Genomic DNA, 22,708 nt, shown 5'->3' with positions numbered 1-22,708 from the left:
GGGAGCGGGCTTGCCCGCGATGGCGGTGCATCAGTTTGTAGATGCTGTGCCTGACCCTCTGCCATCGCGGGCAAGCCCGCTCCCACATTGTTCGATGTCCGACGTTAGATGGCGCAAGACCCGACAACAATAATAAAGAAGGTCGCACGATGGCCGAACCCTTGACCCACGACACCCTTATCCAGGAATCCTGGCGCCGTTGCCGCGCCTACGGCCTGGACCACCAGAGCGCCCCCAGCTTTGACCAACTGCCCGCCGAAGGCATTCGCCAGCTCCTGGAAAGCCAGCATTCCCTGGTGCAGACCACCCACCAGGAAGTATTGCCCTACTACGAGAACATCCTCAGCAATTCCAATTGCCTGATCATGCTGGCCGACAATCAGGGCCAGGTGCTGACCTCGTGGGGCACCCAGCGGTTTATCGAACCCACGCTGGCCCGTGGCTTCAGCCCCGGCGCCAGTTGGATGGAACGCGCCAGTGGCACCAATGCCATCGGCACCGCACTGGCCTGCGCCCAGGCCGTGCATATTGAGCACGATGAACACTTCCTCAAGGCCAACCGCTTCATGACCGGTTCCGCGGCACCGATTTTCGACGCCCAGCGCGAAATCATCGCGGTGCTGGACGTGTCCAGCGACAGTTACCTGCCGCCCTCCCACACCCTGGGCATGGTCAAGATGATGAGCCAGACCGTGGAAAACCGGCTGATCCTCAACCTGTTTCGCGGCGAACATTTCCAACTGACCTTCAACACCGGCCTGAGCAACCTCGACAGCCAATGGGCCGGCCTGCTGATCTTTGATGAAAGCGGCCAGGTGCTCTCGGCCAATCGGCGTGCGGATAACTTGCTGGGCATCAGCCTGTCGCGGGTGATGATCGACAGTCTATTCAAGGTGTCGCTGCTGGAGTTGCTCAACCAGCCGGAAGGGCTGCCCTTTGCGTTGCAAGCGGCGGGACGCAATCGGTTCCAGTGCCTATTGAAGCGGCCCAAGCAGATGCCCGTGCAGGCGCGGGTGTTCAGCCAACCACCGCCGCCAACACCGACGTCGATCAACCTCCAGACCCTGCATTTTGGCGATGCGCGCGTGGAAAAAGCCGTGCGCCAGGCCGAGCGCCTGCTGGAAAAAGACATTCCGTTGTTGATTCACGGCGAGACCGGCGTGGGCAAAGAGGTGTTCGTCAAAGCCTTGCACCAGGCCAGTTCCCGCAGCCGGCAGGCGTTAATCGCAGTGAACTGTGCGGCGATTCCCGCAGAACTGGTGGAATCGGAACTGTTCGGCTACGAAAAAGGCGCCTTCACCGGTGCCAACCAAAAAGGCAGCATCGGCCTGATCCGCAAGGCGGACAAGGGCACGCTGTTTCTCGACGAAATCGGCGATATGCCGCTGCCCACCCAGGCCCGCCTGTTACGGGTATTGCAGGAGCGCTGTGTTCAGCCGGTGGGCAGTAGCGAGGTGTTCCCGGTGGACTTGCGCATCATCTCGGCGACCAACCGCGCACTGCGCGAGCTGGTGCAGGCCGGGCGCTTTCGCGAGGACTTGTACTACCGCATCGGCGGCCTGACCCTGGAATTGCCGCCGTTGCGCGAGCGTACCGACAAGCAGGCGCTGTTCCAGCAACTGTGGCAGCAACACCGCGAGCCGACGCAATGGGCCGGGCTGAGCGCCGAGGTGCTAAGGCTATTCGAGCAACACCCGTGGCCGGGAAATTTACGCCAGGTGAGCAGCGTGTTGCAGGTGGCGCTGGCAATGGCCGAGGAGCAGCCGATCCGCGCAGAGCACCTGCCCGATGATTTTTTTGTGGATATGCAAGCGACAGTGCCGCTGCCTAAACCTGAACACCTGGATGAAAGTCTCGACCTGAGCCAACGCCTGGAAGCCGTGGGCGGGAATATTTCCCACCTGGCGCGAGAGCTGGGGGTGAGTCGCAACACCCTGTACAAGCGCCTGCGCCAACACGAAGGTTGATTTAACGCCAGCTCCAGGAAACGCCGGTGTAGATACCCCGCCCGTCAGCGGGGGTGGAGCGTGCAGCGTCCATGCCTTTGTCGTCGTAGCCCGGCGTGACGGTGTTGGCGTAACGGCGGTTGGTGAGGTTGCGCAGGTCGACCCAGGCTTGCCAGTCCTGCTTGGGCGCGTCGTAGCCGAAAGTGGCGCCGAGGGTGGTGTAGGCCGCCGCGTAGTAGGAATTGGCGTAGTCCACCGCTACCCGTGATGCATGCTCGGTATTGAGGCTGGTGTAGAAACCCGTCGGGTGGCTGTAGCGCAGTTGCGCCTGGTAATAGTGCTTGGGAATGCCGGGCAAGGTGTTGTCGCCGAAACGCTCGTCGTCGCGGTAGTGGAAGTCGCTGAAGGTGTAGGCCTGGCGCAGCTCGAGCTTACCGCTGCCGCCGCCGTCCCACAGCGGGCTGAGCAGGCTCAGTTCCACGCCCTGGTGCACGGTGGGGCTGGCGTTGGATTCGGCGATGATAGCGTTGCTGGTGGCAGTCTGGGCCTGGGTCTCCACGGAAAGCAGCTCGTGGCGAACTTCCGAGCGATAGAGTGCCAGGTCCCATTGGCCGAGCCAGGCTTCACCGCGCCCGCCAATTTCCAGGGTGGTAGCGGTCTGATTGCGCAGTTTCACGCCTTCGCGCTGCAATCCCGTAGCTGCCCCACTGCCCGGGCCAAAGTATTTGTTCGAACCCCAGATCATCGACCACGCGTGCGGGGGCTCTACCGAGCGGCTCAGGTTGCCGTAAATCTGCAGCTGCGGGGTGAAGTCGTAACGCAGGCCAATGCGCGGCGCGTAGTCCCAATCATGCTGACTGAGCGGTGCCTGGCCGTCGGGGTAAGTGACCTGGGTTTCGCGGCGCGTATAGATGGCGGCAAGGCCGGTGGTCAGCCACAGATCCTCCACCAGTTCCAGCTCGTTGCCTACATGCAGCACAGTATCGGAGCCCAGGTAGCTGTAGTCGCGGGTCTTGGTGCCGGGGGCATAAATGGCAGTATTGCCCGCAGGGATGCGCACGTATTCCGACGCGCCATTGTTCGGCATCGCCTGGGTAGTACGCAGGCCGAGAGTGGTGGTGCTGGCATGGCCGAACAGGCTGTCCTGGCGGATGTAATTCAGGGTGCCGCTGATATCGGTGTAGGCAACTTTGAGGCGGTTGGTGCCTTCGCGCAGGTCCATGGGGTAATCGTGATAGGCCAGCCCGACCTCGACCCGAGCGTTATCGTCCAACCGCAAGGTGGTCTTGTTGGCAATCCAGGTAGAGCCCGGTTGCAGGCGCTTTGAATCGCGGGCGGCGTTGAGGCTGTTGGCGGCACGCGGATCATGGCTGATCTGGTCACGCGTGAGCCTGCCGGGAGAATCGTTGGTGGTTTCGCGATAACGCAAGTAGAAGCGCGTTTCCAGGTCCGGGTTAAAGCGGTAGCCGAAGTTGGCGGCGATGCCCTTGCCGGTACCAGCGCTTTGGTGCTGATAACCGTCGGACTCCGAATCGGTGAGGCTGATGTAATAGTCGGCGTCCCCCAGCACTTGCCCGGAACTGACTTCACGCTGGGCATAGCCGCGACTGCCGACCTCATAGCGCACCTGTAGCTTGGGCGCGTCCAAGCCGGTGCGGGTGACGTAGTTGACCGCACCGCCCAAGGCCAACGCACCCTGATCGAACCCGTTGGCGCCACGCAGCACCTCTACCCGGCTTTGCCACAGCGGGTCCTTGAGCTCATAGGGCGTGCCGCCTGGGCCGGTAAGCGGCAGGCCGTCGAACATTTCATACAGACCGGAGGCATGGGCACCGGGGGCGCGGTTCAGGCCCGAGCCACGAATGGACACCTTCACCCCCTCGTTATTGGCCGCCTTGGCGTAAACACCGGCCTGGTACTTGAAGACATCCTCGTTGGTGCTGACCCGTCCCTGTTGCACGCTGTCCATATCGATGTAATTAGTGCCACCGGGCACGCTTTTGAGTTGTGCCTGGGCGATTTCTGCGGCGCTGGCCTCAGCCGTGGTGACTTCAACCGGCGCCAATTGCAGGCTTTCAGCCTGTACCAGCGAACTGAGGGTCAAGGCGGCGAAAATAAACGGGGGGTGGCGCAGCAGCATTGGGGCAGGTCCTTGGAATCCGGGAACGTGCCGGGCCAAACCCACCACGCGAACAGTGATGGGAAGGCAGGCATGCCCGTCAGGTCACTCCTTGATGACGGACAGGGGCGTTTTAAAAACAGGATGGATCAGGTTTGCCCGTCAGGCGTTGCCAATGCCCGCATCAGGTCATCGGCATCCGACCCCGGCGGAAAGCGGAAGCCATACATTTCGTCAGTGGCGAGAATCTCCCCCAAGGTGTCGCGCAACTGGACTTCCGTGGGCGAGTCACGCAATAACTTATGCGCCGGCAGCAATAACTCGGCAGACACGCCCTGGGCGGTCGCGGCGTCAATCACCGCATAGAGGATAAACCGCAAGCGTATTTCGCGATCCGTGGGCCAAACCGTTTTTCGTTTACCCAAGGGAGGGCCTCGTGTTTAAGAAAAATCCGAGGCTATTGCCCGCAGGCAGGCGTTTCAAGCAGCGCGAGGCAAGATAGGCCGCTTCCTACAACGGAAAGGGAAACACCGCACCGATTGGTCCATGCAATGGCCTCACTGCACCGGCAGGAAGTTCATCAGCAACAGGCTTTGTGCGTAATTGAGGCCAATGCGCCGGTAACGCTCATCAAGGATTTGGGTAAGCAGGTCCAAACGCGCGACGATCTTGCCGAACTCAACGGCAAAACTGAGGTTACTGCCCTCCTCTGATATCTCGTTGGAAAACAACAGCAGCACGCCATTGGCATCCTGACGCTGACTGAGCAGCCAGGTGGCCTTTTCGATATTGCGCGCGGCATTGCTGACAAACTGCGGGTTGATCGAGTCGGTCACATAAAACTGCGTACGCCCGCCGTGAGCGGTCACGAGCATGCTGCCAATCGCGTAGGTGAACGCGCCGACGCGGTCGCCCCGAAAGTCAGGGCTCAAGGAATAACTCAGTGCAGCCAGGTCACTACGATCTCCCAGTGCGGGCAAGGGTTGGCGATTTTCGATGGCCTGGCGGATTTGCCGGGCGGCGGTCACCGCATCCGGATAGCCCGATTGACGCCACTGGTTGGGGTTGCGCAGGTAGAGCTTGCTCATCAGCAAGTAGAGGCTTTGCAGGTTGTCACGCATCCCCAGGGTGGCCATGCGATCGACGCTGGTCTGGAAGAATTCATCGGGCTTGCCATCGCTGAACTGCCTGGCGATATCGCGGCCCTGCTGCTGGCTGCAGCCCACTGCGCACAGCGCGAACATCGCAGCCAGCAACAGCGGCCATCGGGTGGTAAAAACCGTTAACGTTCGATCCATCGGCACCGGGTCTGATTCTGTGGGCCACGCGCGGGAGTCGGGTGGCCGGGACAGGGGTAGATCAGCAAAATGGAAAAAAGTGCAGCGGTGCGGGTCAGATCAGCATAGGACTACAGCAACAGGGAGGTGAACGAGACCACGGTGACCAGCAGACAAAGCCCGGCACGGGGCCGGGCTCGTTTGCCTGAACGCCTTCAGGTCTTGGGATGTTCAGTAGCTACTGAGTCGGCCGCGTCCACATCCGACATATCTTCTTCAAGAGGCGCCTCGTCGTCCGGCGGCAGCGGGATATTGTCCTCATCACGCCGCGGGTCGTGCCCTGTTTCGTTATCGGTGCCCCGGGTAACCGCTTGCTGGGAAATATTGCCTGGGGCTTTTTCGTTGATTTCCATGCTGGCACTCCGTTCATAGGCTCGGGATATCCGTGCTTAAGATTCAGAGGCTGCAACGGGATTGAGAGTGCCGGGCGTTAGACGAATGGTGGTACAACCGTCAGTCACCAGCTCAACCTTGTACTCGATCCGGCGCCCATTGGTGTTACAGCGTGACGTCGCGCTCGAGGAACAGCGTACGAAGCCAAGGACATTCAGAGTAACTTGGTGGATTACACTTACATTAACTAGAGCTAATACTGTCAATGAAACTCTGAATCAAAGGAGATGCTTGATTTTTCCGCCAGACGAAGTGGATATCACTTGAGTCCAAACTAGCAACGGCTTCGGCATGAACCTTTTTCTTCGTAAGAGAAACCTGCGCGACGACGCTTTCTGGCACGCAGGCGAAACCTAGCCCCGCCTCGATACAGGCAAAGATGCTTGGGTACGACTCCATCTCCAATGTCACTTGCGGCTCTATACCACTCATCTCCAGCCAGTGATCTATTTGACGACGGTAATGGCACGTATGGCCGAATACATATAGCTCGAGCCTGGCCAAATCATCAATGGTTGGAGTCGTCAGGTTGATAGGCGTAACCCTCACTAAGCGCTCACGAAAGGCCAGACGACTAACCAACAGCGGATGCACAATTGGGCCGTCAGTGAGTATCAGGTCCAACTCACCCTCCATGAGTAGACGCTCTAACATTAAGGAGTGCTCAGGGCGAATGTGCAACTCCACCAATGGCGCCTCACCGCGATAGCGTGCAAGTCTTTGAGGCAGGTGGTTATCCAGCGCTACGTCTAGCGCGCCCACACGGAGCACGCCTCTCACATCATCGTCGGTAAAGAGCGAACGCGTTTTATCTGCCAGTGCCAAAAGCTGCTTGGCATTGCGGTACAGCAGACGCCCTTCCGGCGTCACTAGTAGACGGTTTTTTTCGCGATTAAACAAAGCCACGCCTAGCTGGTCCTCCAGCTCACGCAGACGAGTAGTAACGTTCGACGGTACGCAGTGCAATTGAGCTGCCGCGGCTGCGACGGTGCCACGCTCTACTACTGCACAGAAAAAGCCTAATTGAGAGAGTTTCAACGCATTCTCTTTTTGTGAGCGACCATTTGACTATTAGTCACTTTTAATGACTGTACGCTCAGCCTACCATCCTCGACGCAATCGCTTCCAGCGATTCTTAATGAGGAAAATAGCTATGACTTATCACGTACTGGTCCAATTTGACGTTCCTTCTGACAAGCGCGAAGCGTTTGCCAGCGCGGGTCTGTTCGATGCAAATGGCTCCTTGGAAAACGAGCCAGGCACGCTTCGCTTTGAGGTAATTCGCGATGAGAACAACCGTAATCGCTTCTACCTGGACGAGGTATACACCGACGAGGCGGCGTTCCTTCAACACTGCAAAAACGAAACGATCGCCCGGTTCTACGAGCTAATCGACAACTATGCCTTTGGCCCGGTGTTCTTATTTAAGGGCTACCGCATCGAAGGTTAACCTTCTTGGTCCGGCGCAATGTTGCCGGACCCTTAACGGAGAGGTTCCATGCGAATTTTGCACTCCATGCTACGTGTAGCCGATCTCGAGATCGCGCTTGGCTTCTATACACAAGTTTTAGGTATGCGCCTGCAACGACGTAAGGACTACCCGGAGGGACGATTCACATTGGCGTTCGTCGGTTACGGTAGTGAACAGGATTCCCCGGTACTGGAGTTGACTCACAACTGGGATCGAAATGCATATACCTTGGGTGACGGCTTTGGCCATATTGCAATAGAGGTGGCGGACGTGGCTGCAACTTGTGCCCAAGCAAAAAAATGGGCTACCTCGTAACCCGCGAAGCTGGGGTGATGAAGCACGGGCGCACGTTGATCGCGTTTCTTGAGGACCCCGACGGATTCAAAATCGAGCTGATTCAGAAAGGAACCCAATTCGATTGAAAGTCACGCCGAAATCCAGACGGACCTTTCACGAGTGACGATTCTTCGCTTGGTAAAGTAGCTGCGCCAACAAGGCTGGAACGCCTGATCATGATCGTCCGTGCGATGGTCGTTGGCCGCAAAAAAACTGACCGAAGCCTACCTCCCCCTAGAACCATACGCTAACAACTTGTTGTCGCGCCCTCTCGTTTGTAATCAGGGGTGGTAAAGCTTGAATCGAGAGGTTTTGTTTCCCGGACATCTGTGGCGGATCAGCTAATCTGCAAATCCCAAGAAGAGCTGAGTCCCACAGACTGTCTTGCACCATCATAAAAAAGTCCGGCGGTCTCATCGAGCAACCGCACTGTTTCCTCACTCACTAGCGGCCCATCAAGTGACGATGACTGTAAACGCCATTGATTGCAAAAGATGAGCAAAGTCACACATCAACTGCGTTCCGGCATAAATACTCAGACGGTAGCGAGAATAAAGATGCGTTTGAACGGAAACAACGTTCGCCCATCCCCCTCAGGCGGGTAATACTCATGAACCAGCTTCAGGAAGTGATCTAGGAAACACTGCCGCTCGAACTCATCCAGCGCCAAGAGCACCGGCCGTAGCGCCGAAACCTTGACCCAATCGAAAATCGGCGACTGACCTTCCACCACCTGTAGGTGTTCAGTCTCCCAGATATCCAAATCCTTGGTCAGTGGTGCCAGCAAACGGTAATAACGATCCAGCGATAGCACCGGGCGCTCAGCCATGAACCGACGTAACTCCACTGTACCCAATGGACCGCCGTCGAGTCCTGCGTGATCAAGAGTTTCTAGCATCAATTGATACCACAGCGCGTCACGCCAATTCGGCATGTGTGCTGCTAGACAACCTCCAGGGTTGAGTTGCCGCAGCAGGCGTGGCAGCAACACGTCGTGATCACTGATGAAATGCAGTACTGCAGCAGCAAACAGTAGGTCAGCAGGTTGCTCTGCCTGCCAACTCTGTAAGTCGCTTTTATGCCAAAGGGCCTTGATCGGCAGATAGCTGGCCTCACCAAGCATCTCTGCCGAGCTATCGACTCCCGTCAGATCGGCATGCGGCCAGCGCTTGGCCAGGAGGTGCGTGGCAATGCCAGTACCGCATCCCAAGTCATAGATTCGTTCTGGGTTTTCCAAGCAAATATGGTCCAGTAACTCGACCACCGGACGCTCCCGTAGTCGAGCAAATTTCAGATAGGCCTGAGGGTCCCATTGAGTATTACTAGGCCTTGCCGTGGACGGCTGAGGCTTAATGTCCATACGTGATTCCTTCCGATCAGAGTTGTCGTCCAATGACATTCAAAGTTCTGAGGAGCAGTGCAACGCCACGGCGGGTGTCCGTTTCGCGCAGGAGCGACAGCAACCCATAGAGGTTGGGAGGCGCCGCCTCTGCGGCAGTCTCAGCCGTGGCCATGCGTAGCGCATTTCCAAGACTCCAGGTGACGGCGGAGGTGCTCTCGAACAACCGGGCGAGTTTTTCCACAGTGGCGAGGTCAAGCAGGTCTACGGTGTCGGATATCAGTGACAGCAGGTCGACCAGATTGTCCAGACGCCCACCATCCAGAAGCGGTTTCAGCTTGTCCAGTAATGCCTCTATCCCCGCATTCTGGTCTAGCGAGTCGGTATTACTATCTGCACTCTTTGCGAGTGACTCATTGAAGACATCCATGTGAATTTACTCCTCCCTGTGCGTGGTTAAAGCATTCCGCGAGCCACAGCCCAATAAAGGCCGCGATTGAATCCATTGCGCAGAAGGCCACCCAGTTTACTTGGCGGGGTCGGCATCACATCGTGGGCATAGTCGTACCAAAGTGGCATCCCAGCATTTAGGCCCATCTGCGCCACAGCTTGGACACGCCCGTCATACACTGCATTGGGGCTACCCAAGCGGATTTCAGCGGCGATATTGTTGGCAATCACCGGCGCCTGGTTGTGGCAAGCCCCACCCGCCTTACTGACTGGTAGATCGACCGTGTCACCGATCACATAAACGCCTTCAAGCCCATAGACCTGTAGCGTCTCATGATGAGTTGGCAGCCAGCCTTCATTGTTCTGAGCCTGTGAAACACCGGACTCAAGCACCACATCAACTGCACGAATCGGCGGGGTCGCCATCAGAATGTCGAACGGCTGTGCATCTCCCTCTTCCGAGTAAGCTATTCGTTGTTCCGGGTCGACTCTGCTCAGTGTGAAACCCTGTTGAAAGCGAATATTCTTCTGTTCGAAAATCCCCGGCAAAATCTCCCCGGTGGGTCGTTGTAGGAATAAGCAATTGCGCAACAACTGGGCAGTAGTGGGATAGGTGTAAATGATATCTACCTTGTCCCTGACGCCGCGACGCCGAAGGAAGTCATCAAGCATCAACGTCGTTTCGATGGGAGCAATGCCGCACTGATGCGGTACATTGGGGGTCTGGGGAAAGGAGACCGTGACAAAAACTCGACCTTTTTCAATAGTACTTAGACGTTGAGCCAGTTGTCGCGCTGGCTCGTATTGGTAGAAGTGGTCGCCGGCCTCCTTGAGGCCTTCGATACGTTCCGGAGCAGGTACGCAACCGGTGGCGATCACCAGAAAATCATAGCCATGACGCTTTCCACTAAGGGTTCTCAGCTCTTGTCTGGCGAAGTCAAAACGAATTACCTCGTCGACTTGAAAATCTATTTCCGGACGTAACAATGAGCGCTCTGGACGTTTGAGCTCTTCCTGAAAAAAAAGATTGAATGCAACGTACATGAAGGCGGGCTTGTAGAAGTGGTCCTCAGAGTTAGAGAGCAGAACTATCTTCAGCTCCCCCCGCAGAATTTCAGGATAGAGCTTGGTGACTAGTTGATTAGCAAGCATCGTGCCGCCCAGGCCACCGCCCACAATAATTATCCGCTTCTGCATAATCCGCCCTCCATGGCGTATGCAATACCCATTCGACATGAATGGTAGCCGAGAACGGACGGGGGCAAGGATGAAGTCGCGATAAGAAAAAACGCACTAATCGCCAAGTGAATATGTTCTTTACAAAGCGCCGTAAATCGTCATTGTTTTTTAAATAATAAGCGATCGCTTCGGCCGATTGCTGCCTTCTGCGAAACACAGCTTTGTGTCGGAAGCGGGCGTACAACATGCTATCGTCCTGGCCAGGCATCCAGTGTGGATGTGGTGCTATTTACAGGGGTACTCAGCTTTGAGTGCGAGCAATACTGTTAGCGTAGGTCTTTTCGTTGAGAGATCAGAGCGACCTTCAGAGTGCTTGACGATTGCCTGTACGCCCATTTGATCAACGTAGTTTTCAGGTAAGCAAATACCGGGGAACTTGTTTACAGCTCCCCCGGTAAGATATTGAAGAGTTTCACGAACCCCAGCAACCACACCCACGCAGTAACCCATATCAACTTGATTGTCGTCCGCAGCCATATGTTTCGTTTCAAAAAAGCGTAAGGCAACCTTGCATCCGCTTAAAAATCTTGTTCCGGCATTATTTTCAGCGAATACCGCATTGCTTGCCAGCAATCCAATTATCGTTACAGCCGCCATCAAAACCCGCATGTCGATCCCTCTTTGGTTTGGCGAGAACACTAGCATGTACAAAAGAACGACGCGAAAAACCCATGCTGATGCAGCCCGGCGATTCGTTGCCAGAAACGCCGGTATGACACACAAACCTCGCTGACTATTTCTTCTGCAATCCCAATAGCCATCATTACAACAGATCAGGCATATACCAAGCTCATAAAAAAACCGGCTCTTGGGCGGACTTGGGGTTTCGTGTGCGGTTCGCGTTACTTGTGCACTATCGGGCAAGTACATCAACAACCCAACGTAACAACACCTTTATACCTGCAGGTATTCTTTTTCTGAATTAACGACCTGCCAAACAGGCATCTACACGCGAATATCCATGTCCTCAATGGCATCGAGCAGGTAAATTCCACGCCTGTTCCCAGTCCCGACCCCACACCTTGCGCTCTATGTGGGCGCCGTAGAGCTTGAGCATCACCGCTGCCGGGGCGTACGAACCCCCTACCTGATAATTACCGAAGACGGCAGGCAGGTAACTAAGCACATGCTCCGCCTACGCTTCGATGACGCTCGTGACACAGCAATCGCCATCGCCAGAGAGGCAGGCGATGGTGTTCTTGCATCCAGTGTTCGACAGTTTCGATTCCGAGACATCCGCTCAAAAGCTGCCAGTGAGATCCTGGACCTGGGCGATGCCAGCCGCCTGCTGGGGCATACGGACAAGCGAATAACCGAGACGGTTTACCGACGTATCGGGGAGATTGCGAAGCCAACGCGCTGACCGCGATGAGCAAGATGTACGGAAACTGCCGGAAATGATGCGAAAACGATCAGTCTGTAGAGATTTTTCTGAGACAAACCCCAGAAACGCAAAAGCCCCGCTTTCGCGGGGCTTTCGTGTAAATCTTGGCGGGAAACCAGGGATTCGAACCCTGGAGACGCTATTAACGTCCGCCGGTTTTCAAGACCGGTGCATTCAACCACTCTGCCAATTTCCCTTGTGCATCACGGGATTATAGTAGCCCATCCCGTGTCAGCGGGCGCCATAATACCCGAATGAAACACACTGTCAAACTCTCTGCATCGCTTGTTACAAGGCGTCTGTTATGATCTTTGCGACTGAACGTTTCAAAACTGAAGGAGTGTCGCCATGCGCGAACAGAATTACGCAGTGAATGGCAACGCGCAGGCTGAGCAGCTTGAAGTCAGCCGCGTGTTGCGCAACACCTACGGCTTGCTCGCCCTTACCCTCGCATTCAGCGGCGTGATGGCTTACGTGGCCCAGCAGATGCGCGTCGGCTACCCGAATATCTTTGTCGTGTTGATCGGCTTCTATGGTCTGTTTTTCCTGACCAACAAGCTGCGTGACTCGGCCTGGGGCCTGGTGTCGGCGTTTGCCTTGACCGGTTTCATGGGCTTTATCCTCGGCCCGATCCTCAACCGTTACCTGGGCATGGCCGGCGGTGCGGAAGTGGTCAGTTCGGCGTTTGCCATGACGGCCCTGGTGTTTGGTGGTCTGTCGGCCTACGTGCTTATCAGCCGTAAGGACATGAGCTTCCTGGGTGGCTTCATCACCGCAGGTTTCTTCGTGTTGCTGGCGGCGGTGGTGGCCAGCATGTTCTTCCAGATCAGCGGCCTGCAACTGGCGATCAGCGCGGGTTTTGTGCTGTTTTCCTCGGTGTGCATCCTGTTCCAGACCAGCGCCATCATCCACGGAGGTGAGCGTAACTACATCATGGCGACCATCAGCCTGTATGTGTCGATCTACAACCTGTTCATCAGCCTGTTGCAGATCTTCGGCATCATGAGCCGCGATGACTGATCAGCAAGCGCTATAAAAAATGCCCCGTATCGCAAGATACGGGGCATTTTCATTTTCAGACCCGATAAAGCTCAGTACTGATTAGGCTCCATTTCCAACTCGACCTTGAAGCGCTTGAAGATATCTTGCTGGATGCGTAGCGCCAGCTGGGCGATCTCCTGCCCGGTGGCGGAGCCGTAGTTGACCAGCACCAGCGCTTGCAGCTTGTGCACGCCTGCATCGCCCTCCCGGAAACCCTTCCAACCTGCCTTCTCGATCAGCCAGCCGGCGGCGAGTTTCATTTGGCCGTCGGCCTGAGGGTAGGCTACCAGATCCGGATACTGGCTTTGCAGTTCAACCGCCAGGGCCTGGGACACCAGTGGGTTCTTGAAGAAGCTGCCCGCATTGCCCAGCTCTGCCGGGTCTGGCAGTTTCTCGCGGCGAATGCTGCAGATCGCACGGCTCACATCGCTTGGCGTGGCGTGGGCGATGCCCTGCGCGACCAGGCGCTGTTGCACCGGACCGTAGTCGAGTTTCAGGTGAGTGGCACGGCTGAGGGAAAAGCGTACCCGCAGGATCAGCCAACGCCCGACTTCGTGCTTGAACAGGCTGTCACGGTAGGCGAACTTGCATTCATCGAGGCTGAATTCCCGCAGTTCGCCCGTCTGGCGATCCAGGGCAGTGAGGCCGGCGAAGACATCCTTGATCTCTACGCCATAGGCACCGATGTTCTGCATCGGCGCGGCACCGACAGTGCCGGGGATCAGGCTGAGGTTTTCCAGGCCGCAAAAGCCGTGTTCAAGCGTCCACAACACGAACGGATGCCAGGCTTCTCCCGCTTCGGCTTCGACCACCACGTGCGTGCCATCATCGCTCAGCACACGAATGCCTTGGGTCACCATACGCAACACCAGCGCCGGAACGTCCTGGGTCAACAGCAAATTGCTTCCGCCACCGATCACCAGCAACGGCACCGCATGTGCGGCGGCATAGGCGATGGCCTCGCGCACGTCAGCATCACTGTGGGCCTCGGCAAATAATTGCGCGCTCACATCAATGCCAAAGCTGTTGAATGGCTTGAGCGATACCTGCGCACGCACTTGCAAGGTCATAACCGCCCCTTCAATTCGATCACCAATAAGTCACAGGCGCGTTCGATCAGGTCAAGGACCCGTTCGAAACCTTGCTCACCTTCATAGTAAGGGTCTGGCACCTCGTCCACTTCGCCATCAAAGCGACGCAGGAACAAATCCAGCTCCGCCTTGCCCTGCCCTGGCTGCATGGCTTTGAGGTTGCGCAGGTTACTGTTGTCCATGGCCAGGATCAGGTCATAACGGGCAAAATCAGCACGGGAAACCTGCTGGGCACGCTGGCCCGACAAGTCATAGCCGCGCGCCAGCGCCGCACGCTGGCTGCGCTGGTCCGGCGGGTTGCCGATATGCCATTCTCCGGTGCCAGCAGACGCCACCTCAACCTGGCCAGCCAAGCCTGCTTCACGCAACTTATGGCGCAAGATGCCTTCGGCGGTTGGCGAGCGGCAGATATTGCCCAGGCATACAAACAGAACTTCCATCAGGCGCCCAGCAGGCGACGGACGCGTTCGAGGTCTTCCTGGGTATCGACACCCGCTGGCGGTGCTTCCAACGCATCGCCCACGTGGATACGCACGCCGTGCCAGAGGGCACGCAGTTGTTCCAGGGACTCGGTATTCTCGAGCCAGCAAGGGCCCCAATTGACGAAGTCGTGCAGGAAACCGGCGCGGTAGGCATAGATGCCGATATGGCGGCGATATGGCACGCCCTCCGGCAACACGTCGCGATTCTTGGCAAAGGCATCCCGCGCCCACGGCAAGGTGGAGCGACTGAACGTCAGTGCCAGGCCGTTGATGTCGCTGACCACTTTCACCACGTTCGGGTTGAACAGCGTCTCGATGTCTTCGATCGGTTCGGCCAGGGTCGCCATACGCGCCTCGCCATGGGCCGCGAGGTTGGCAGCGACCTGATCGATGACACCCGGCGGTATCAATGGCTCGTCACCCTGCACGTTCACTACGATCGCGTCGGGTGCCAGACCCAGCTGAGTGGCGACTTCGGCCAGGCGATCAGTGCCGGAGTTATGGTCTTCGCGGGTCAGGACAGCTTCGGCACCAAAGCCTTTGCACGCCTCGATGATACGCGGGTCATCGGTGGCCACCACCACCCGTTCGGCGCTGCTCTTGCACGCTTGCTCCCACACCAGCTGGATCATCGGCTTGGTGCCGATCATTTGCAGCGGCTTGCCCGGCAGGCGGGTCGAGGCATAGCGCGAGGGAATGACAACGGTAAAGGCGGTGGTCATTTATCCAGGCGCTCATCGGTGGTCAGGGTGCGGGCTTCGCTTTCGAGCATGACCGGGATGCCATCGCGGATAGGGTAAGCCAGGCCGGCACCTTTGCTGATCAGCTCGGTTTTGTCGGCGCTGAGCTTGAGCGGGCCTTTGCAGATCGGGCAAGCAAGGATATCGAGCAGTTTGGTGTCCATGAGTGTGTCCTGGAAAAAAGCGTTTTAAGGCAAAAGACGGTTGGGCAACAGACGCATCAGCTGCGTGTCGAACCAGGCGACGAACGCCGGCGACGGTACCGCATCCACCGCAAGGTACCACCAGTCGGGCTGGGCAAAGGCGCGGCACTTCACCGCGTCCTTTTCGGTCATGACCAGCGGCAATGACGGGGTAAAATTCAAGACCTCGGCGCTGTAGGGCGCGTGATCGGCAAAAGCATGGGGTAGCGCCTGCCAGTGTAGCGTTTCAAGGGTATTGAAGAAACGTTGCGGATTGCCTATGCCGGCCACCGCATGCACCTGCTGCCCCTTCGGAAAATAGGTGACCGGCTGGCGCTCGCCGCTGTGCAGGTTGACCAGCGCTGTGGGCTGCAGGCGGAAGGCAAAGCCATCTTCACGGTCTGAAAGGGCACCGTTATAAAGCACCCCGTCCACACTCTGCAGGCGCTCCACCGGTTCGCGCAACGGCCCGGCAGGCAGGCACCGGCGGTTACCGAGGCCACGGGCGGCATCGATCAGCACCAGTTCAAGATCGCGGGCCAGACGATAATGCTGCAGGCCGTCATCGGATAGGATCAGGTCCAGGGGCTCGCAGGCCAGCAGGGCCTTTACCGCACGACTGCGATCAGGATCGATCATCAGCGGTACACCGCTGCGCTGCACGATCAGCAAGGGTTCATCACCGGCCACCTCGGCACTGTGGCCGGCCTCGACCCGCCACGGCAACTGCGGCGGCTTGGCGCCGTAGCCTCGACTGACCACTCCTACGCGCAAGCCGCTGCGTCGGCAGTGCTCGATCAACCACAGGATCAAAGGCGTCTTGCCGGTGCCTCCCACTGTAATATTGCCAACCACGATCACTGGCACAGACGACTGATAAATCTCGCCCTCGCCCGCCACGAAGCGCGCACGCTTACGTTGAACCACGCAGCGATACAGCGACTCCAGCGGTCGCAGCAACATTAGTGCTGGATGACCTTCGTACCATGCCTTGAGTAAACGGTCGGAGATGGCCATCAGGGCGGGCTCGCCGCCTCGACGGTGGTCATGCGCAAATGGCTGAAACCGAGCTTGCCGGCAGCGTCCATGGCGGTGATCACGGCCTGGTGCGGGGTTTTGCCATCAGCGCTGATGGACAGCGGCAACTGGGTGTCGCCACCAGACTCCTTCTGCAACGCCTCCATCAGGCTGGCAAGGTCATTTTTCTCCAGCAACTGGTTATTCACTGAAAACACCCCTTCGGCGCTGATAGCGATGTCCAGTTGCTTGACTTGCTGGTCTTCGGCAGGCGAGCCACTCACCGCTTCAGGCAGGTCGACACGCAACTGGGTTTCCCGAGTGAAGGTAGTGGTCACGACAAAAAACAGCAGCAGGATGAACACCACATCGATCAACGACGCGAGGTTGATATCAACATTTTCCCGTTGCTTGCGGCGAAATTTCACGCTTTGCCCTCGACCAGGTCTACATCACGGTCGCCCTGCACCACCTCCACCAGCTTGATGGCTTCCTGCTCCATGCCGACCACCAGCTCATCAATGCGACGCAGCAGGAAACGGTGGAAGAACACCGAAGGGATACCTACCATCAGGCCGGCTGCGGTGGTGATCAACGCCTTGGAGATCCCCCCGGCCAGGACCGCTGCGTTGGTGGTCATGCCCGAGCCTGTGAACGAGCTGAAGATATCGATCATGCCGAGTACTGTGCCGAGCAAACCAAGCAGCGGCGCCATGGCGGCGATGGTGCCAAGGGCGTTGATGTAGCGTTCCAGTTCATGGATGACCCGGGCGGCCGCCTCTTCGATGCACTCCTTCATGATCTCGCGACCATGCTTGGAATTGGCCAGACCGGCGGCTAGGATTTCACCCAGCGGCGAATTGGCGCGCAGCTCCTTGAGTTTTTGCTTGTCGAGCTGCTTGTTCTTGATCCAGCCCCAGACCTGCCCCAGCAGATGCTCGGGGGTGACGCGACTGGCGCGCAGGGTCCACAGGCGTTCGGCAACGATGCCGAGTGCAGCGATGGAACTCAGAATGATCGGCAACATCATCCAGCCGCCGGATTTGACCAATTCCCACACAGTGAATGCCCCCTCGAAAAAGTGCGCCACTTTATCATATAGGTTCGACAGCGGGGTTCGTCGGCTACACACCCGCCTGTTGCGGCTCGGGTCTTTGGTAACACGCGATTACGGTAACGGTTCGCGCCAAAAACGGCGTTGACTGCGCGCAACCATCGGTGGCAGAAACGCCCCCAGGCGCAAGCGTACGGCACCCTGCTCGGCGCTGTCGTAAACCCGGCTGCCCAGCACGTGGTAGCGCTCCAGGACCTGCGGATGGGGATGACCGAACGTATTGCTGCGCCCGCGGGAAATCAACACCGATGTGGGCGCCAACCGTTGCAGGAACGGCCAGGATGAAGAACTGCGGCTGCCATGGTGCGGGGCTTGCAGCCAGTCGGTCTGAACCGCCAGCGAAGAGGCCAGAAAAGCCTGTTCGGCGGCGCGATCAATGTCACCGGTGAGCAGCAGGCGTTCTCCACTGGCCTCAACCTGCAACACACAAGATCTAGGATTGCCATCAAGTCCATCAGCCCACTGCCACAATTGAAATGACACACCCTCCCATTCCCATCGTTCGCCGCTGGTACAGGGTTGGGTGGCAAGAAAGTCTGGCAAACCTTCGGTTTCACCGCCCACCACACGCTTGACGGGCAACCCCCGAGCCACCGCCGCCGCACCCCCCGCGTGATCAGCATCGGCATGGCTGAGCAGCATCATGTCCAACTGGGCTACCCCGAGCTTTTTCAACGACGGCAACACGACGCGCGCGCCCAGGTCGACAGGCCCCGAGCGCGGCCCGGCATCGTAGAGCAACGTATGATGACGGGTGCGCAGGATCAGTGCCTGCCCCTGGCCGACGTCCAGTTGCACCACATCTACCTGCCCGTGGGGCACCCACTCCCTGGGCGCAAATACAGCCATCAACAGCATGGGCCAGCCCAGCACCCGGAACGGCAACCCCTTGGGCAGCAACAAAATCACCGCGCCAGCCAGGCTAACCAACCAATACCCCAAAGGTACCTCGGCGGGTACCCAGGCCGGCAATTGCGCGGCCAGCAACCCCAGGCCTTTAAACAATCCGTCCAGCGCACCGCCGGCCAGCCACAGCAGCCCCTCCCCAGCCAGCGGCACCCACAGCAACGCCGTGCCCAGCAGCGCCAAAGGCAGCACTACCAGGCTGATCCAAGGCACGGCAAGGAGATTGGCCACAGGTGCGCTGAGGCTGATGGGCAACCCCAGCACCAGCAACACTGGAAACAAACCAATGGCAATCATCCACTGGGGCCGGGTCCACACCTGCCAGGCGCTCCACGGCCCCAGGCGCCCGCTGAACGCCAACAGCAACACCGCGACCGCCGCAAACGACAACCAGAACCCTACCTGCAGGCTGGCCAAGGGCTCCAGCACCAGCACGCCGTTCAGTGCCAGCAGCAACGGCCACCACACGCCCAAATGGCGCAAACGCAGACGCCACAGCAGCACCAGGCCGACCATCATGCAGGCCCGTTGCACCGGCACGCCGAACCCGGCCAGCAGCCCATAACCCAACGCCGCGCCAAATGCCAGACCGCACGCCCACGGCAGCCACGGCCAGGTTCGGGGCCAGCAACCATAACGCGCCAGCATCGCGACCAAGCCGTAGATCAACCCCGCCAGCAAGCCGATGTGCTGCCCGGAAATCACCAGCAGATGTACCGTGCCCGTGTCCTGCAACACCTGCCAATCCTCAGGCGCCAGGCCGGAACCGTCGCCCAATACCAGCGCCGCCAAGCCCGCCTCGCGGCCTTGGGCATCCACCGCCATCAGACGCTGGCGCACAGCATCGCGCCAGGCATTGCGGGCCGGTGCGAGACGCTCACCGTCTTTTACCGTTGCAGTGGCACCGATACGCTGGGCCAGCAGCCAGGCTTCATGGTCGACCCCATGGAAATTGAGCAGGCCCGCAGGCCGCTTGAGTGTCAACGCCAGACGCCAGCGTTCACCGCTGTTCACCACTGGCCCGCCGTGCCAGGACACGCGGATACGTTTGGGCAGCCGAACCTTGCGCGACCGGCCGTCGGCCAGTTCAAAGCGCACGCCCGTACCCGTCTGCTGAGTCAAGCCCACCACACGCCCCTCCACCCAGCGAGTCTGCCCGTCCAGGGCCGGCTGCAGCCGATCATCCAGCGCCCGCTGCGCGCTGAGACAGGCCCAACTCAAGCCCACCAGAAAGAACGCCACGGGATAGGACCGAAAAGGCAACAGCATCAAGGCCAGCACCAGCATGGCCAACAACCCGGCGCCAGGCGGCAACACCGGTAACCAACGCAACGCCAGCAACCCCAGCGCCAACGTCAACATCCCTGTCTTCATGGATCATCCTTTTCCAGTGATCCACTCAGTCTTAGCCGGCTGAACGACAGCGCCTATGATGTTTTGTCACAAAGTCTGAATTTTCTGTTTATAGAATCCGGGCATACTTGCCCCTCGAATTGACCTGGACCCCTTATGCCCCGGCGCTTATTCAAACGGTACATGCCCGATCCCAGCAGTATCAGGGAACACAAGTCATTACAGTTTCTTGGCACGCTGCTGCATGACCCCAACCTCTGGCACCTGAACCGGCACTCAGTGGCTCGCGCCATGGCGGTGGGTTTATTTGCGGCGTTTATCCCGATTCCATTGCAGATGTTGCTTGCCGCGGTCCTGGCGATTTCAGTGCGCGGCAATATGCCTATCGCCATCAGCCTGGTGTGGTTGACCAACCCCATCACCATGCCGGTGGTGTTCATCTGCACCTATATGACCGGCGCCTGGCTGATGAACGTGCCGCCACGCAGCTTGCCCGATAACCTTACGTGGGAATGGATCAGCGGCCAGTTGAGCACTCTTTGGCAGCCATTCCTGCTGGGTTCGGTGGTATTGGGGGTGGTATTGGGCGCCTTGGCTTATTGCCTGACCATGGCGTACTGGCGCTGGTGGGTGGCGCACCAGTGGAAAAAACGCAAACTGCGCCGGCGCTGAGCGCTAACGGGCCAGCAAACGCAAATGCACCCGCAGACCCCGGCCGGTATTTTCCGCCCATAAGCGACCGCCCTGGCGCTGCACGGCGTTGCGGGCAATGCTCAGGCCCAGGCCGAAACCGCCATCGCCGGGGCGCGAGCCGTCCAGGCGGGTAAAGGGCGCGAAGATGCGCTCCAGATCATCCTCAGCAATCCCAGCCCCCTGGTCCTGCAGCCAGATATGCCAATACTCCCCCTCACGACATCCGTCGAGTTGCACGCAGCCCTCGTGGGGCGAGTGGCGTATGGCGTTGCGCAGGATATTTTCCAAGGCCTGGGCCAGTGCATTGAGGTTGCCACGCACCCAACTGTCCGCGGGTAACAGGCACGGCAAGCGCGATGCGGACCAACCGCTTTCAAAACAGGCATTCTCGCGCAATATGTCCCACAAGGCCTGGAACTGAATATCTTCCTGGGGCAACGGTGTAGTTTCGCTGTCGAGCCAGGCCAGTTGCAGGCTGTCTTCCACCAGGCGCTGCATGGCGTCGATTTCCCGACCCAGGCGCTCGCGCAGCTTGGCCAGGTCTTGCTCGCTGTCGCAGGCTACCCGCAGGCGGCTCAAGGGTGTGCGCAGTTCATGGGACATATCGCGCAGCAACTGCTGCTGCAAACGCACCGTGCCCTGCAAGCGTTCGGACATATGGTCAAAGGCGCGGCCCAGCTCGCCCAGTTCATCCTGGCGGCTGGTGGCATCCAGGGACATCCGCGTATTGAGTTGGTCCGCACGCCAGGCATTGGCCTGCTCGCGCAATTGATTGAGGGGCATGATCAACAGCCGGTAAAGGCCGATGCACAGCAACAGGGTAAACAGACCTGGAATCACACCATTGGTGACCACCCGCCAGAACAGTTGATAGCGCCCAGGCATAAAGCGCTGCGGCAGCTCGATCACCAGCGACCCCGCGCCAGGGTCGACCGGAAACGGTACTTTCATCCAGGGCAAACCAATGACATGCCGGCTGACCGGCCAATCCAATCCACGCAAAAACGTCAGGCGCTGGCTTTCCTTGTCACTCAAGGGCGTGCTGCCCAGGGACTGCAGGTCGTTACCGATCACCCCTACCCAAGTGCTTTCGCGCTCTGCCATCCGCTGCAGCCAGGCATCTACGCCCGCGCTGCCTTGCGTGCTCCACGCCAGTTCGGCACCCGCGGCATAGCCATTGAGAATCTCCCGCGACTTGTCGGACAGGTAAGCGCTCTGCTGTTCCATGTAACGGCCCCACGACCAACTGAGCCAAATCATCAGCAAACAGAAGGCGATCAACAGGCAGGCCAGCTTCCAGAACAACGAGTGCTTGCCGGGCAGTCGCTCAAAGCCCTTCATCGTGACCGCTCAGCACGTAGCCCTTGCCCCATACGGTGCGTACTTCACGCTCGATGTAACCGATGGCCTTGAGCTTGCGGCGGATCTGGCTGACATGCATGTCGAGGCTGCGGTCATGGGGCGCATAACCGCGCTGCAACACCTGCTGATACAGGAAGGCTTTGCTGAGGACTTCTTCGGCGTTGCGGTGCAGGGTTTCCAGCAGGCGGTATTCGCTGCGCGTGAGCGCGGCCCACTGGTCCTGGCAGGACACATCGCAGCGTTCATCATCAAAGTGCAGCACCCGGGCATCTTCAAGTGCCGGGGCGCGCGTCGGCTCGGGCCGGCGATCCAGGGCAACGCGGCGCAGGATCGCTTCAATACGCACGCACAGTTCAACCATGCTGAACGGCTTGGGCAAATAGTCGTCCGCGCCCAGGCGAAAACCGCTGATACGGTCGGCTTCAGCGCCCAGGGCTGACATCAGGATCACGGGCATGGCGTGGCTCTGGCGCAAATGAGTGAGGATCGACAAACCGTCCAGCCCCGGCAGCAGAATATCCATCAGCACCAGGTCGAAGGTCTGGGCGCGGGCCAGTTGCAGGCCCTGCTGGCCGTTCTGGCACCAGGTCACCTGGAAACCACTGCGGCCCAGTTGCTCGTGCACGTAGGCGCCCAACACAGGGTCATCTTCGATGGTCAGGATACTGGGTAGGCCAACTGCTGCGGGAGTCATTAGCGTCTGCAAGTCATTC

The 22,708-nt window shown here is 58.6% G+C and carries 24 protein-coding genes, 1 tRNA gene and 2 pseudogenes; 6 read left to right on the top strand and 21 right to left on the bottom strand.

Annotation, left to right across the window (positions count from 1 at the left end; all coding sequences use genetic code 11):
* Window positions 1-149: 149 nt before the first annotated feature.
* Entirely contained in the window at window positions 150-1,967 is a 1,818-nt protein-coding gene (locus JJD66_RS13985; RefSeq protein ID WP_200648401.1) for a sigma-54-dependent Fis family transcriptional regulator, read from the top strand.
* A 1-nt stretch (window position 1,968) separates the two neighbouring features.
* Here JJD66_RS13985 and JJD66_RS13980 read toward each other — a convergent pair whose 3' ends face one another.
* The 5 genes from JJD66_RS13980 to JJD66_RS13960 form a co-directional block, all read right to left on the bottom strand.
* Complete coding sequence (locus JJD66_RS13980) at window positions 1,969-4,086, bottom strand: TonB-dependent receptor family protein (protein WP_200648400.1); 2,118 nt, start codon at window positions 4,084-4,086, stop codon at window positions 1,969-1,971.
* 128 nt (window positions 4,087-4,214) lie between these two features.
* Window positions 4,215-4,490, bottom strand: coding sequence for a hypothetical protein (locus JJD66_RS13975; RefSeq protein ID WP_054917154.1), 276 nt, complete (start codon window positions 4,488-4,490; stop codon window positions 4,215-4,217).
* A gap of 132 nt (window positions 4,491-4,622) precedes the next feature.
* On the bottom strand, window positions 4,623-5,363 hold the full coding sequence (locus JJD66_RS13970; protein ID WP_200648399.1) for a hypothetical protein: 741 nt from the start codon (window positions 5,361-5,363) through the stop codon (window positions 4,623-4,625).
* 194 nt (window positions 5,364-5,557) lie between these two features.
* Window positions 5,558-5,755 (bottom strand): hypothetical protein, encoded by a 198-nt coding sequence (locus JJD66_RS13965; RefSeq protein ID WP_014718870.1) that lies wholly within the window; start codon window positions 5,753-5,755, stop codon window positions 5,558-5,560.
* A 223-nt stretch (window positions 5,756-5,978) separates the two neighbouring features.
* Window positions 5,979-6,833, bottom strand: coding sequence for a LysR family transcriptional regulator (locus tag JJD66_RS13960; RefSeq protein ID WP_200648398.1), 855 nt, complete (start codon window positions 6,831-6,833; stop codon window positions 5,979-5,981).
* A gap of 115 nt (window positions 6,834-6,948) precedes the next feature.
* Here JJD66_RS13960 and JJD66_RS13955 point away from each other — a divergent pair, with 115 nt between their 5' ends.
* Both JJD66_RS13955 and gloA read left to right on the top strand, forming a co-directional pair.
* Complete coding sequence (locus tag JJD66_RS13955) at window positions 6,949-7,245, top strand: putative quinol monooxygenase (protein ID WP_200648397.1); 297 nt, start codon at window positions 6,949-6,951, stop codon at window positions 7,243-7,245.
* A 48-nt stretch (window positions 7,246-7,293) separates the two neighbouring features.
* Window positions 7,294-7,688: pseudogene (gene gloA / locus JJD66_RS13950) on the top strand (lactoylglutathione lyase).
* A 148-nt stretch (window positions 7,689-7,836) separates the two neighbouring features.
* Here the strand turns inward: gloA and JJD66_RS28485 are convergent.
* The 5 genes from JJD66_RS28485 to JJD66_RS13930 all read right to left on the bottom strand — a co-directional run bounded on the left by JJD66_RS28485 (window position 7,837) and on the right by JJD66_RS13930 (window position 11,239).
* Entirely contained in the window at window positions 7,837-7,995 is a 159-nt protein-coding gene (locus JJD66_RS28485; protein ID WP_419789556.1) for a hypothetical protein, read from the bottom strand.
* A 142-nt stretch (window positions 7,996-8,137) separates the two neighbouring features.
* Window positions 8,138-8,962: a methyltransferase domain-containing protein gene (locus JJD66_RS13945; RefSeq protein WP_200648396.1), complete on the bottom strand. Its 825-nt coding sequence runs from the start codon at window positions 8,960-8,962 to the stop codon at window positions 8,138-8,140.
* Between the two features lie 16 nt (window positions 8,963-8,978).
* A complete protein-coding gene (locus JJD66_RS13940) occupies window positions 8,979-9,371 on the bottom strand; it encodes a hypothetical protein (protein ID WP_200648395.1) in 393 nt (130 codons plus the stop codon).
* Between the two features lie 26 nt (window positions 9,372-9,397).
* Window positions 9,398-10,588, bottom strand: a complete 1,191-nt coding sequence (locus JJD66_RS13935) for an NAD(P)/FAD-dependent oxidoreductase (protein WP_200648394.1) — start codon at window positions 10,586-10,588, stop codon at window positions 9,398-9,400.
* 267 nt (window positions 10,589-10,855) lie between these two features.
* Entirely contained in the window at window positions 10,856-11,239 is a 384-nt protein-coding gene (locus JJD66_RS13930) for a Rap1a/Tai family immunity protein (protein WP_200648393.1), read from the bottom strand.
* A 439-nt stretch (window positions 11,240-11,678) separates the two neighbouring features.
* On the opposite strand from JJD66_RS13930, the pseudogene JJD66_RS28065 reads away from it, so the two are divergent.
* Window positions 11,679-11,993, top strand: a pseudogene (locus tag JJD66_RS28065) (integrase); the annotation flags it as partial.
* A 126-nt stretch (window positions 11,994-12,119) separates the two neighbouring features.
* On the opposite strand, the gene JJD66_RS13925 reads toward JJD66_RS28065, so the two are convergent.
* A tRNA-Ser gene (locus JJD66_RS13925) sits at window positions 12,120-12,210 on the bottom strand.
* Between the two features lie 152 nt (window positions 12,211-12,362).
* Here JJD66_RS13925 and JJD66_RS13920 point away from each other — a divergent pair.
* On the top strand, window positions 12,363-13,034 hold the full coding sequence (locus JJD66_RS13920) for a Bax inhibitor-1/YccA family protein (protein ID WP_003192030.1): 672 nt from the start codon (window positions 12,363-12,365) through the stop codon (window positions 13,032-13,034).
* A 71-nt stretch (window positions 13,035-13,105) separates the two neighbouring features.
* Here JJD66_RS13920 and murB read toward each other — a convergent pair whose 3' ends face one another.
* The 8 genes from murB to JJD66_RS13880 all read right to left on the bottom strand — a co-directional run bounded on the left by murB (window position 13,106) and on the right by JJD66_RS13880 (window position 19,961).
* A complete protein-coding gene (gene murB, locus JJD66_RS13915; protein ID WP_200648392.1) occupies window positions 13,106-14,125 on the bottom strand; it encodes a UDP-N-acetylmuramate dehydrogenase in 1,020 nt (339 codons plus the stop codon).
* Window positions 14,122-14,586: a low molecular weight protein-tyrosine-phosphatase gene (locus JJD66_RS13910; RefSeq protein ID WP_054917236.1), complete on the bottom strand. Its 465-nt coding sequence runs from the start codon at window positions 14,584-14,586 to the stop codon at window positions 14,122-14,124. The genes murB and JJD66_RS13910 overlap by 4 nt, the downstream gene beginning before the upstream one ends.
* Entirely contained in the window at window positions 14,586-15,350 is a 765-nt protein-coding gene (gene kdsB / locus JJD66_RS13905; RefSeq protein ID WP_200648391.1) for a 3-deoxy-manno-octulosonate cytidylyltransferase, read from the bottom strand. The genes JJD66_RS13910 and kdsB overlap by 1 nt, the downstream gene beginning before the upstream one ends.
* Window positions 15,347-15,532: a Trm112 family protein gene (locus JJD66_RS13900; RefSeq protein ID WP_003174668.1), complete on the bottom strand. Its 186-nt coding sequence runs from the start codon at window positions 15,530-15,532 to the stop codon at window positions 15,347-15,349. The genes kdsB and JJD66_RS13900 overlap by 4 nt, the downstream gene beginning before the upstream one ends.
* A gap of 24 nt (window positions 15,533-15,556) precedes the next feature.
* Complete coding sequence (gene lpxK / locus JJD66_RS13895; protein WP_105227142.1) at window positions 15,557-16,567, bottom strand: tetraacyldisaccharide 4'-kinase; 1,011 nt, start codon at window positions 16,565-16,567, stop codon at window positions 15,557-15,559.
* Window positions 16,567-16,995, bottom strand: a complete 429-nt coding sequence (locus JJD66_RS13890; RefSeq protein ID WP_014718877.1) for an ExbD/TolR family protein — start codon at window positions 16,993-16,995, stop codon at window positions 16,567-16,569. Before JJD66_RS13890 ends, lpxK begins: the two co-directional genes overlap by 1 nt.
* The gene (locus JJD66_RS13885) at window positions 16,992-17,627 is read right to left on the bottom strand and encodes a MotA/TolQ/ExbB proton channel family protein (RefSeq protein ID WP_034128146.1); all 636 of its coding nucleotides are present in this window, start codon (window positions 17,625-17,627) and stop codon (window positions 16,992-16,994) included. The genes JJD66_RS13890 and JJD66_RS13885 overlap by 4 nt, the downstream gene beginning before the upstream one ends.
* Before the next feature lie 108 nt (window positions 17,628-17,735).
* On the bottom strand, window positions 17,736-19,961 hold the full coding sequence (locus JJD66_RS13880) for a DNA internalization-related competence protein ComEC/Rec2 (RefSeq protein WP_234452231.1): 2,226 nt from the start codon (window positions 19,959-19,961) through the stop codon (window positions 17,736-17,738).
* Window positions 19,962-20,096: 135 nt separating this feature from the next.
* Between JJD66_RS13880 and JJD66_RS13875 the strand changes: the two genes are divergently transcribed.
* Window positions 20,097-20,612 carry a DUF2062 domain-containing protein gene (locus JJD66_RS13875; RefSeq protein ID WP_003192045.1) on the top strand — a complete coding sequence of 172 codons (516 nt, stop codon included), beginning with the start codon at window positions 20,097-20,099 and terminating at the stop codon, window positions 20,610-20,612.
* A 3-nt stretch (window positions 20,613-20,615) separates the two neighbouring features.
* Here JJD66_RS13875 and JJD66_RS13870 read toward each other — a convergent pair whose 3' ends face one another.
* Window positions 20,616-21,974, bottom strand: a complete 1,359-nt coding sequence (locus JJD66_RS13870) for a sensor histidine kinase (RefSeq protein WP_200648390.1) — start codon at window positions 21,972-21,974, stop codon at window positions 20,616-20,618.
* Window positions 21,961-22,689: a response regulator transcription factor gene (locus JJD66_RS13865; protein WP_198716320.1), complete on the bottom strand. Its 729-nt coding sequence runs from the start codon at window positions 22,687-22,689 to the stop codon at window positions 21,961-21,963. The genes JJD66_RS13870 and JJD66_RS13865 overlap by 14 nt, the downstream gene beginning before the upstream one ends.
* Between the last annotated feature and the right edge of the window lie 19 nt (window positions 22,690-22,708).

Origin of the sequence: Pseudomonas sp. MF6751 (assembly GCF_016613265.1) — a bacterium.
GTDB lineage: Bacteria > Pseudomonadota > Gammaproteobacteria > Pseudomonadales > Pseudomonadaceae > Aquipseudomonas > Aquipseudomonas fluorescens_BV.
The sequence above is the reverse complement of the archived record's forward strand: the minus strand, read 5'-3'. Positions and strand labels throughout refer to the sequence as shown.

What these genes read in the sequence shown, in the direction of transcription:
- JJD66_RS13985 (WP_200648401.1), top strand. Translation starts at nt 150, where the DNA reads ATGGCCGAACCCTTGACCCACGACACCCTTATCCAGGAATCCTGGCGC.
- JJD66_RS13980 (WP_200648400.1), bottom strand. Translation starts at nt 4,086, where the DNA reads ATGCTGCTGCGCCACCCCCCGTTTATTTTCGCCGCCTTGACCCTCAGT.
- JJD66_RS13970 (WP_200648399.1), bottom strand. Translation starts at nt 5,363, where the DNA reads ATGGATCGAACGTTAACGGTTTTTACCACCCGATGGCCGCTGTTGCTG.
- JJD66_RS13965 (WP_014718870.1), bottom strand. Translation starts at nt 5,755, where the DNA reads ATGGAAATCAACGAAAAAGCCCCAGGCAATATTTCCCAGCAAGCGGTT.
- JJD66_RS13955 (WP_200648397.1), top strand. Translation starts at nt 6,949, where the DNA reads ATGACTTATCACGTACTGGTCCAATTTGACGTTCCTTCTGACAAGCGC.
- JJD66_RS28485 (WP_419789556.1), bottom strand. Translation starts at nt 7,995, where the DNA reads ATGGTGCAAGACAGTCTGTGGGACTCAGCTCTTCTTGGGATTTGCAGA.
- JJD66_RS13945 (WP_200648396.1), bottom strand. Translation starts at nt 8,962, where the DNA reads ATGGACATTAAGCCTCAGCCGTCCACGGCAAGGCCTAGTAATACTCAA.
- JJD66_RS13940 (WP_200648395.1), bottom strand. Translation starts at nt 9,371, where the DNA reads ATGGATGTCTTCAATGAGTCACTCGCAAAGAGTGCAGATAGTAATACC.
- JJD66_RS13935 (WP_200648394.1), bottom strand. Translation starts at nt 10,588, where the DNA reads ATGCAGAAGCGGATAATTATTGTGGGCGGTGGCCTGGGCGGCACGATG.
- JJD66_RS13930 (WP_200648393.1), bottom strand. Translation starts at nt 11,239, where the DNA reads ATGCGGGTTTTGATGGCGGCTGTAACGATAATTGGATTGCTGGCAAGC.
- JJD66_RS13920 (WP_003192030.1), top strand. Translation starts at nt 12,363, where the DNA reads ATGCGCGAACAGAATTACGCAGTGAATGGCAACGCGCAGGCTGAGCAG.
- murB (WP_200648392.1), bottom strand. Translation starts at nt 14,125, where the DNA reads ATGACCTTGCAAGTGCGTGCGCAGGTATCGCTCAAGCCATTCAACAGC.
- JJD66_RS13910 (WP_054917236.1), bottom strand. Translation starts at nt 14,586, where the DNA reads ATGGAAGTTCTGTTTGTATGCCTGGGCAATATCTGCCGCTCGCCAACC.
- kdsB (WP_200648391.1), bottom strand. Translation starts at nt 15,350, where the DNA reads ATGACCACCGCCTTTACCGTTGTCATTCCCTCGCGCTATGCCTCGACC.
- JJD66_RS13900 (WP_003174668.1), bottom strand. Translation starts at nt 15,532, where the DNA reads ATGGACACCAAACTGCTCGATATCCTTGCTTGCCCGATCTGCAAAGGC.
- lpxK (WP_105227142.1), bottom strand. Translation starts at nt 16,567, where the DNA reads ATGGCCATCTCCGACCGTTTACTCAAGGCATGGTACGAAGGTCATCCA.
- JJD66_RS13880 (WP_234452231.1), bottom strand. Translation starts at nt 19,961, where the DNA reads ATGAAGACAGGGATGTTGACGTTGGCGCTGGGGTTGCTGGCGTTGCGT.
- JJD66_RS13875 (WP_003192045.1), top strand. Translation starts at nt 20,097, where the DNA reads ATGCCCCGGCGCTTATTCAAACGGTACATGCCCGATCCCAGCAGTATC.
- JJD66_RS13870 (WP_200648390.1), bottom strand. Translation starts at nt 21,974, where the DNA reads ATGAAGGGCTTTGAGCGACTGCCCGGCAAGCACTCGTTGTTCTGGAAG.
- JJD66_RS13865 (WP_198716320.1), bottom strand. Translation starts at nt 22,689, where the DNA reads ATGACTCCCGCAGCAGTTGGCCTACCCAGTATCCTGACCATCGAAGAT.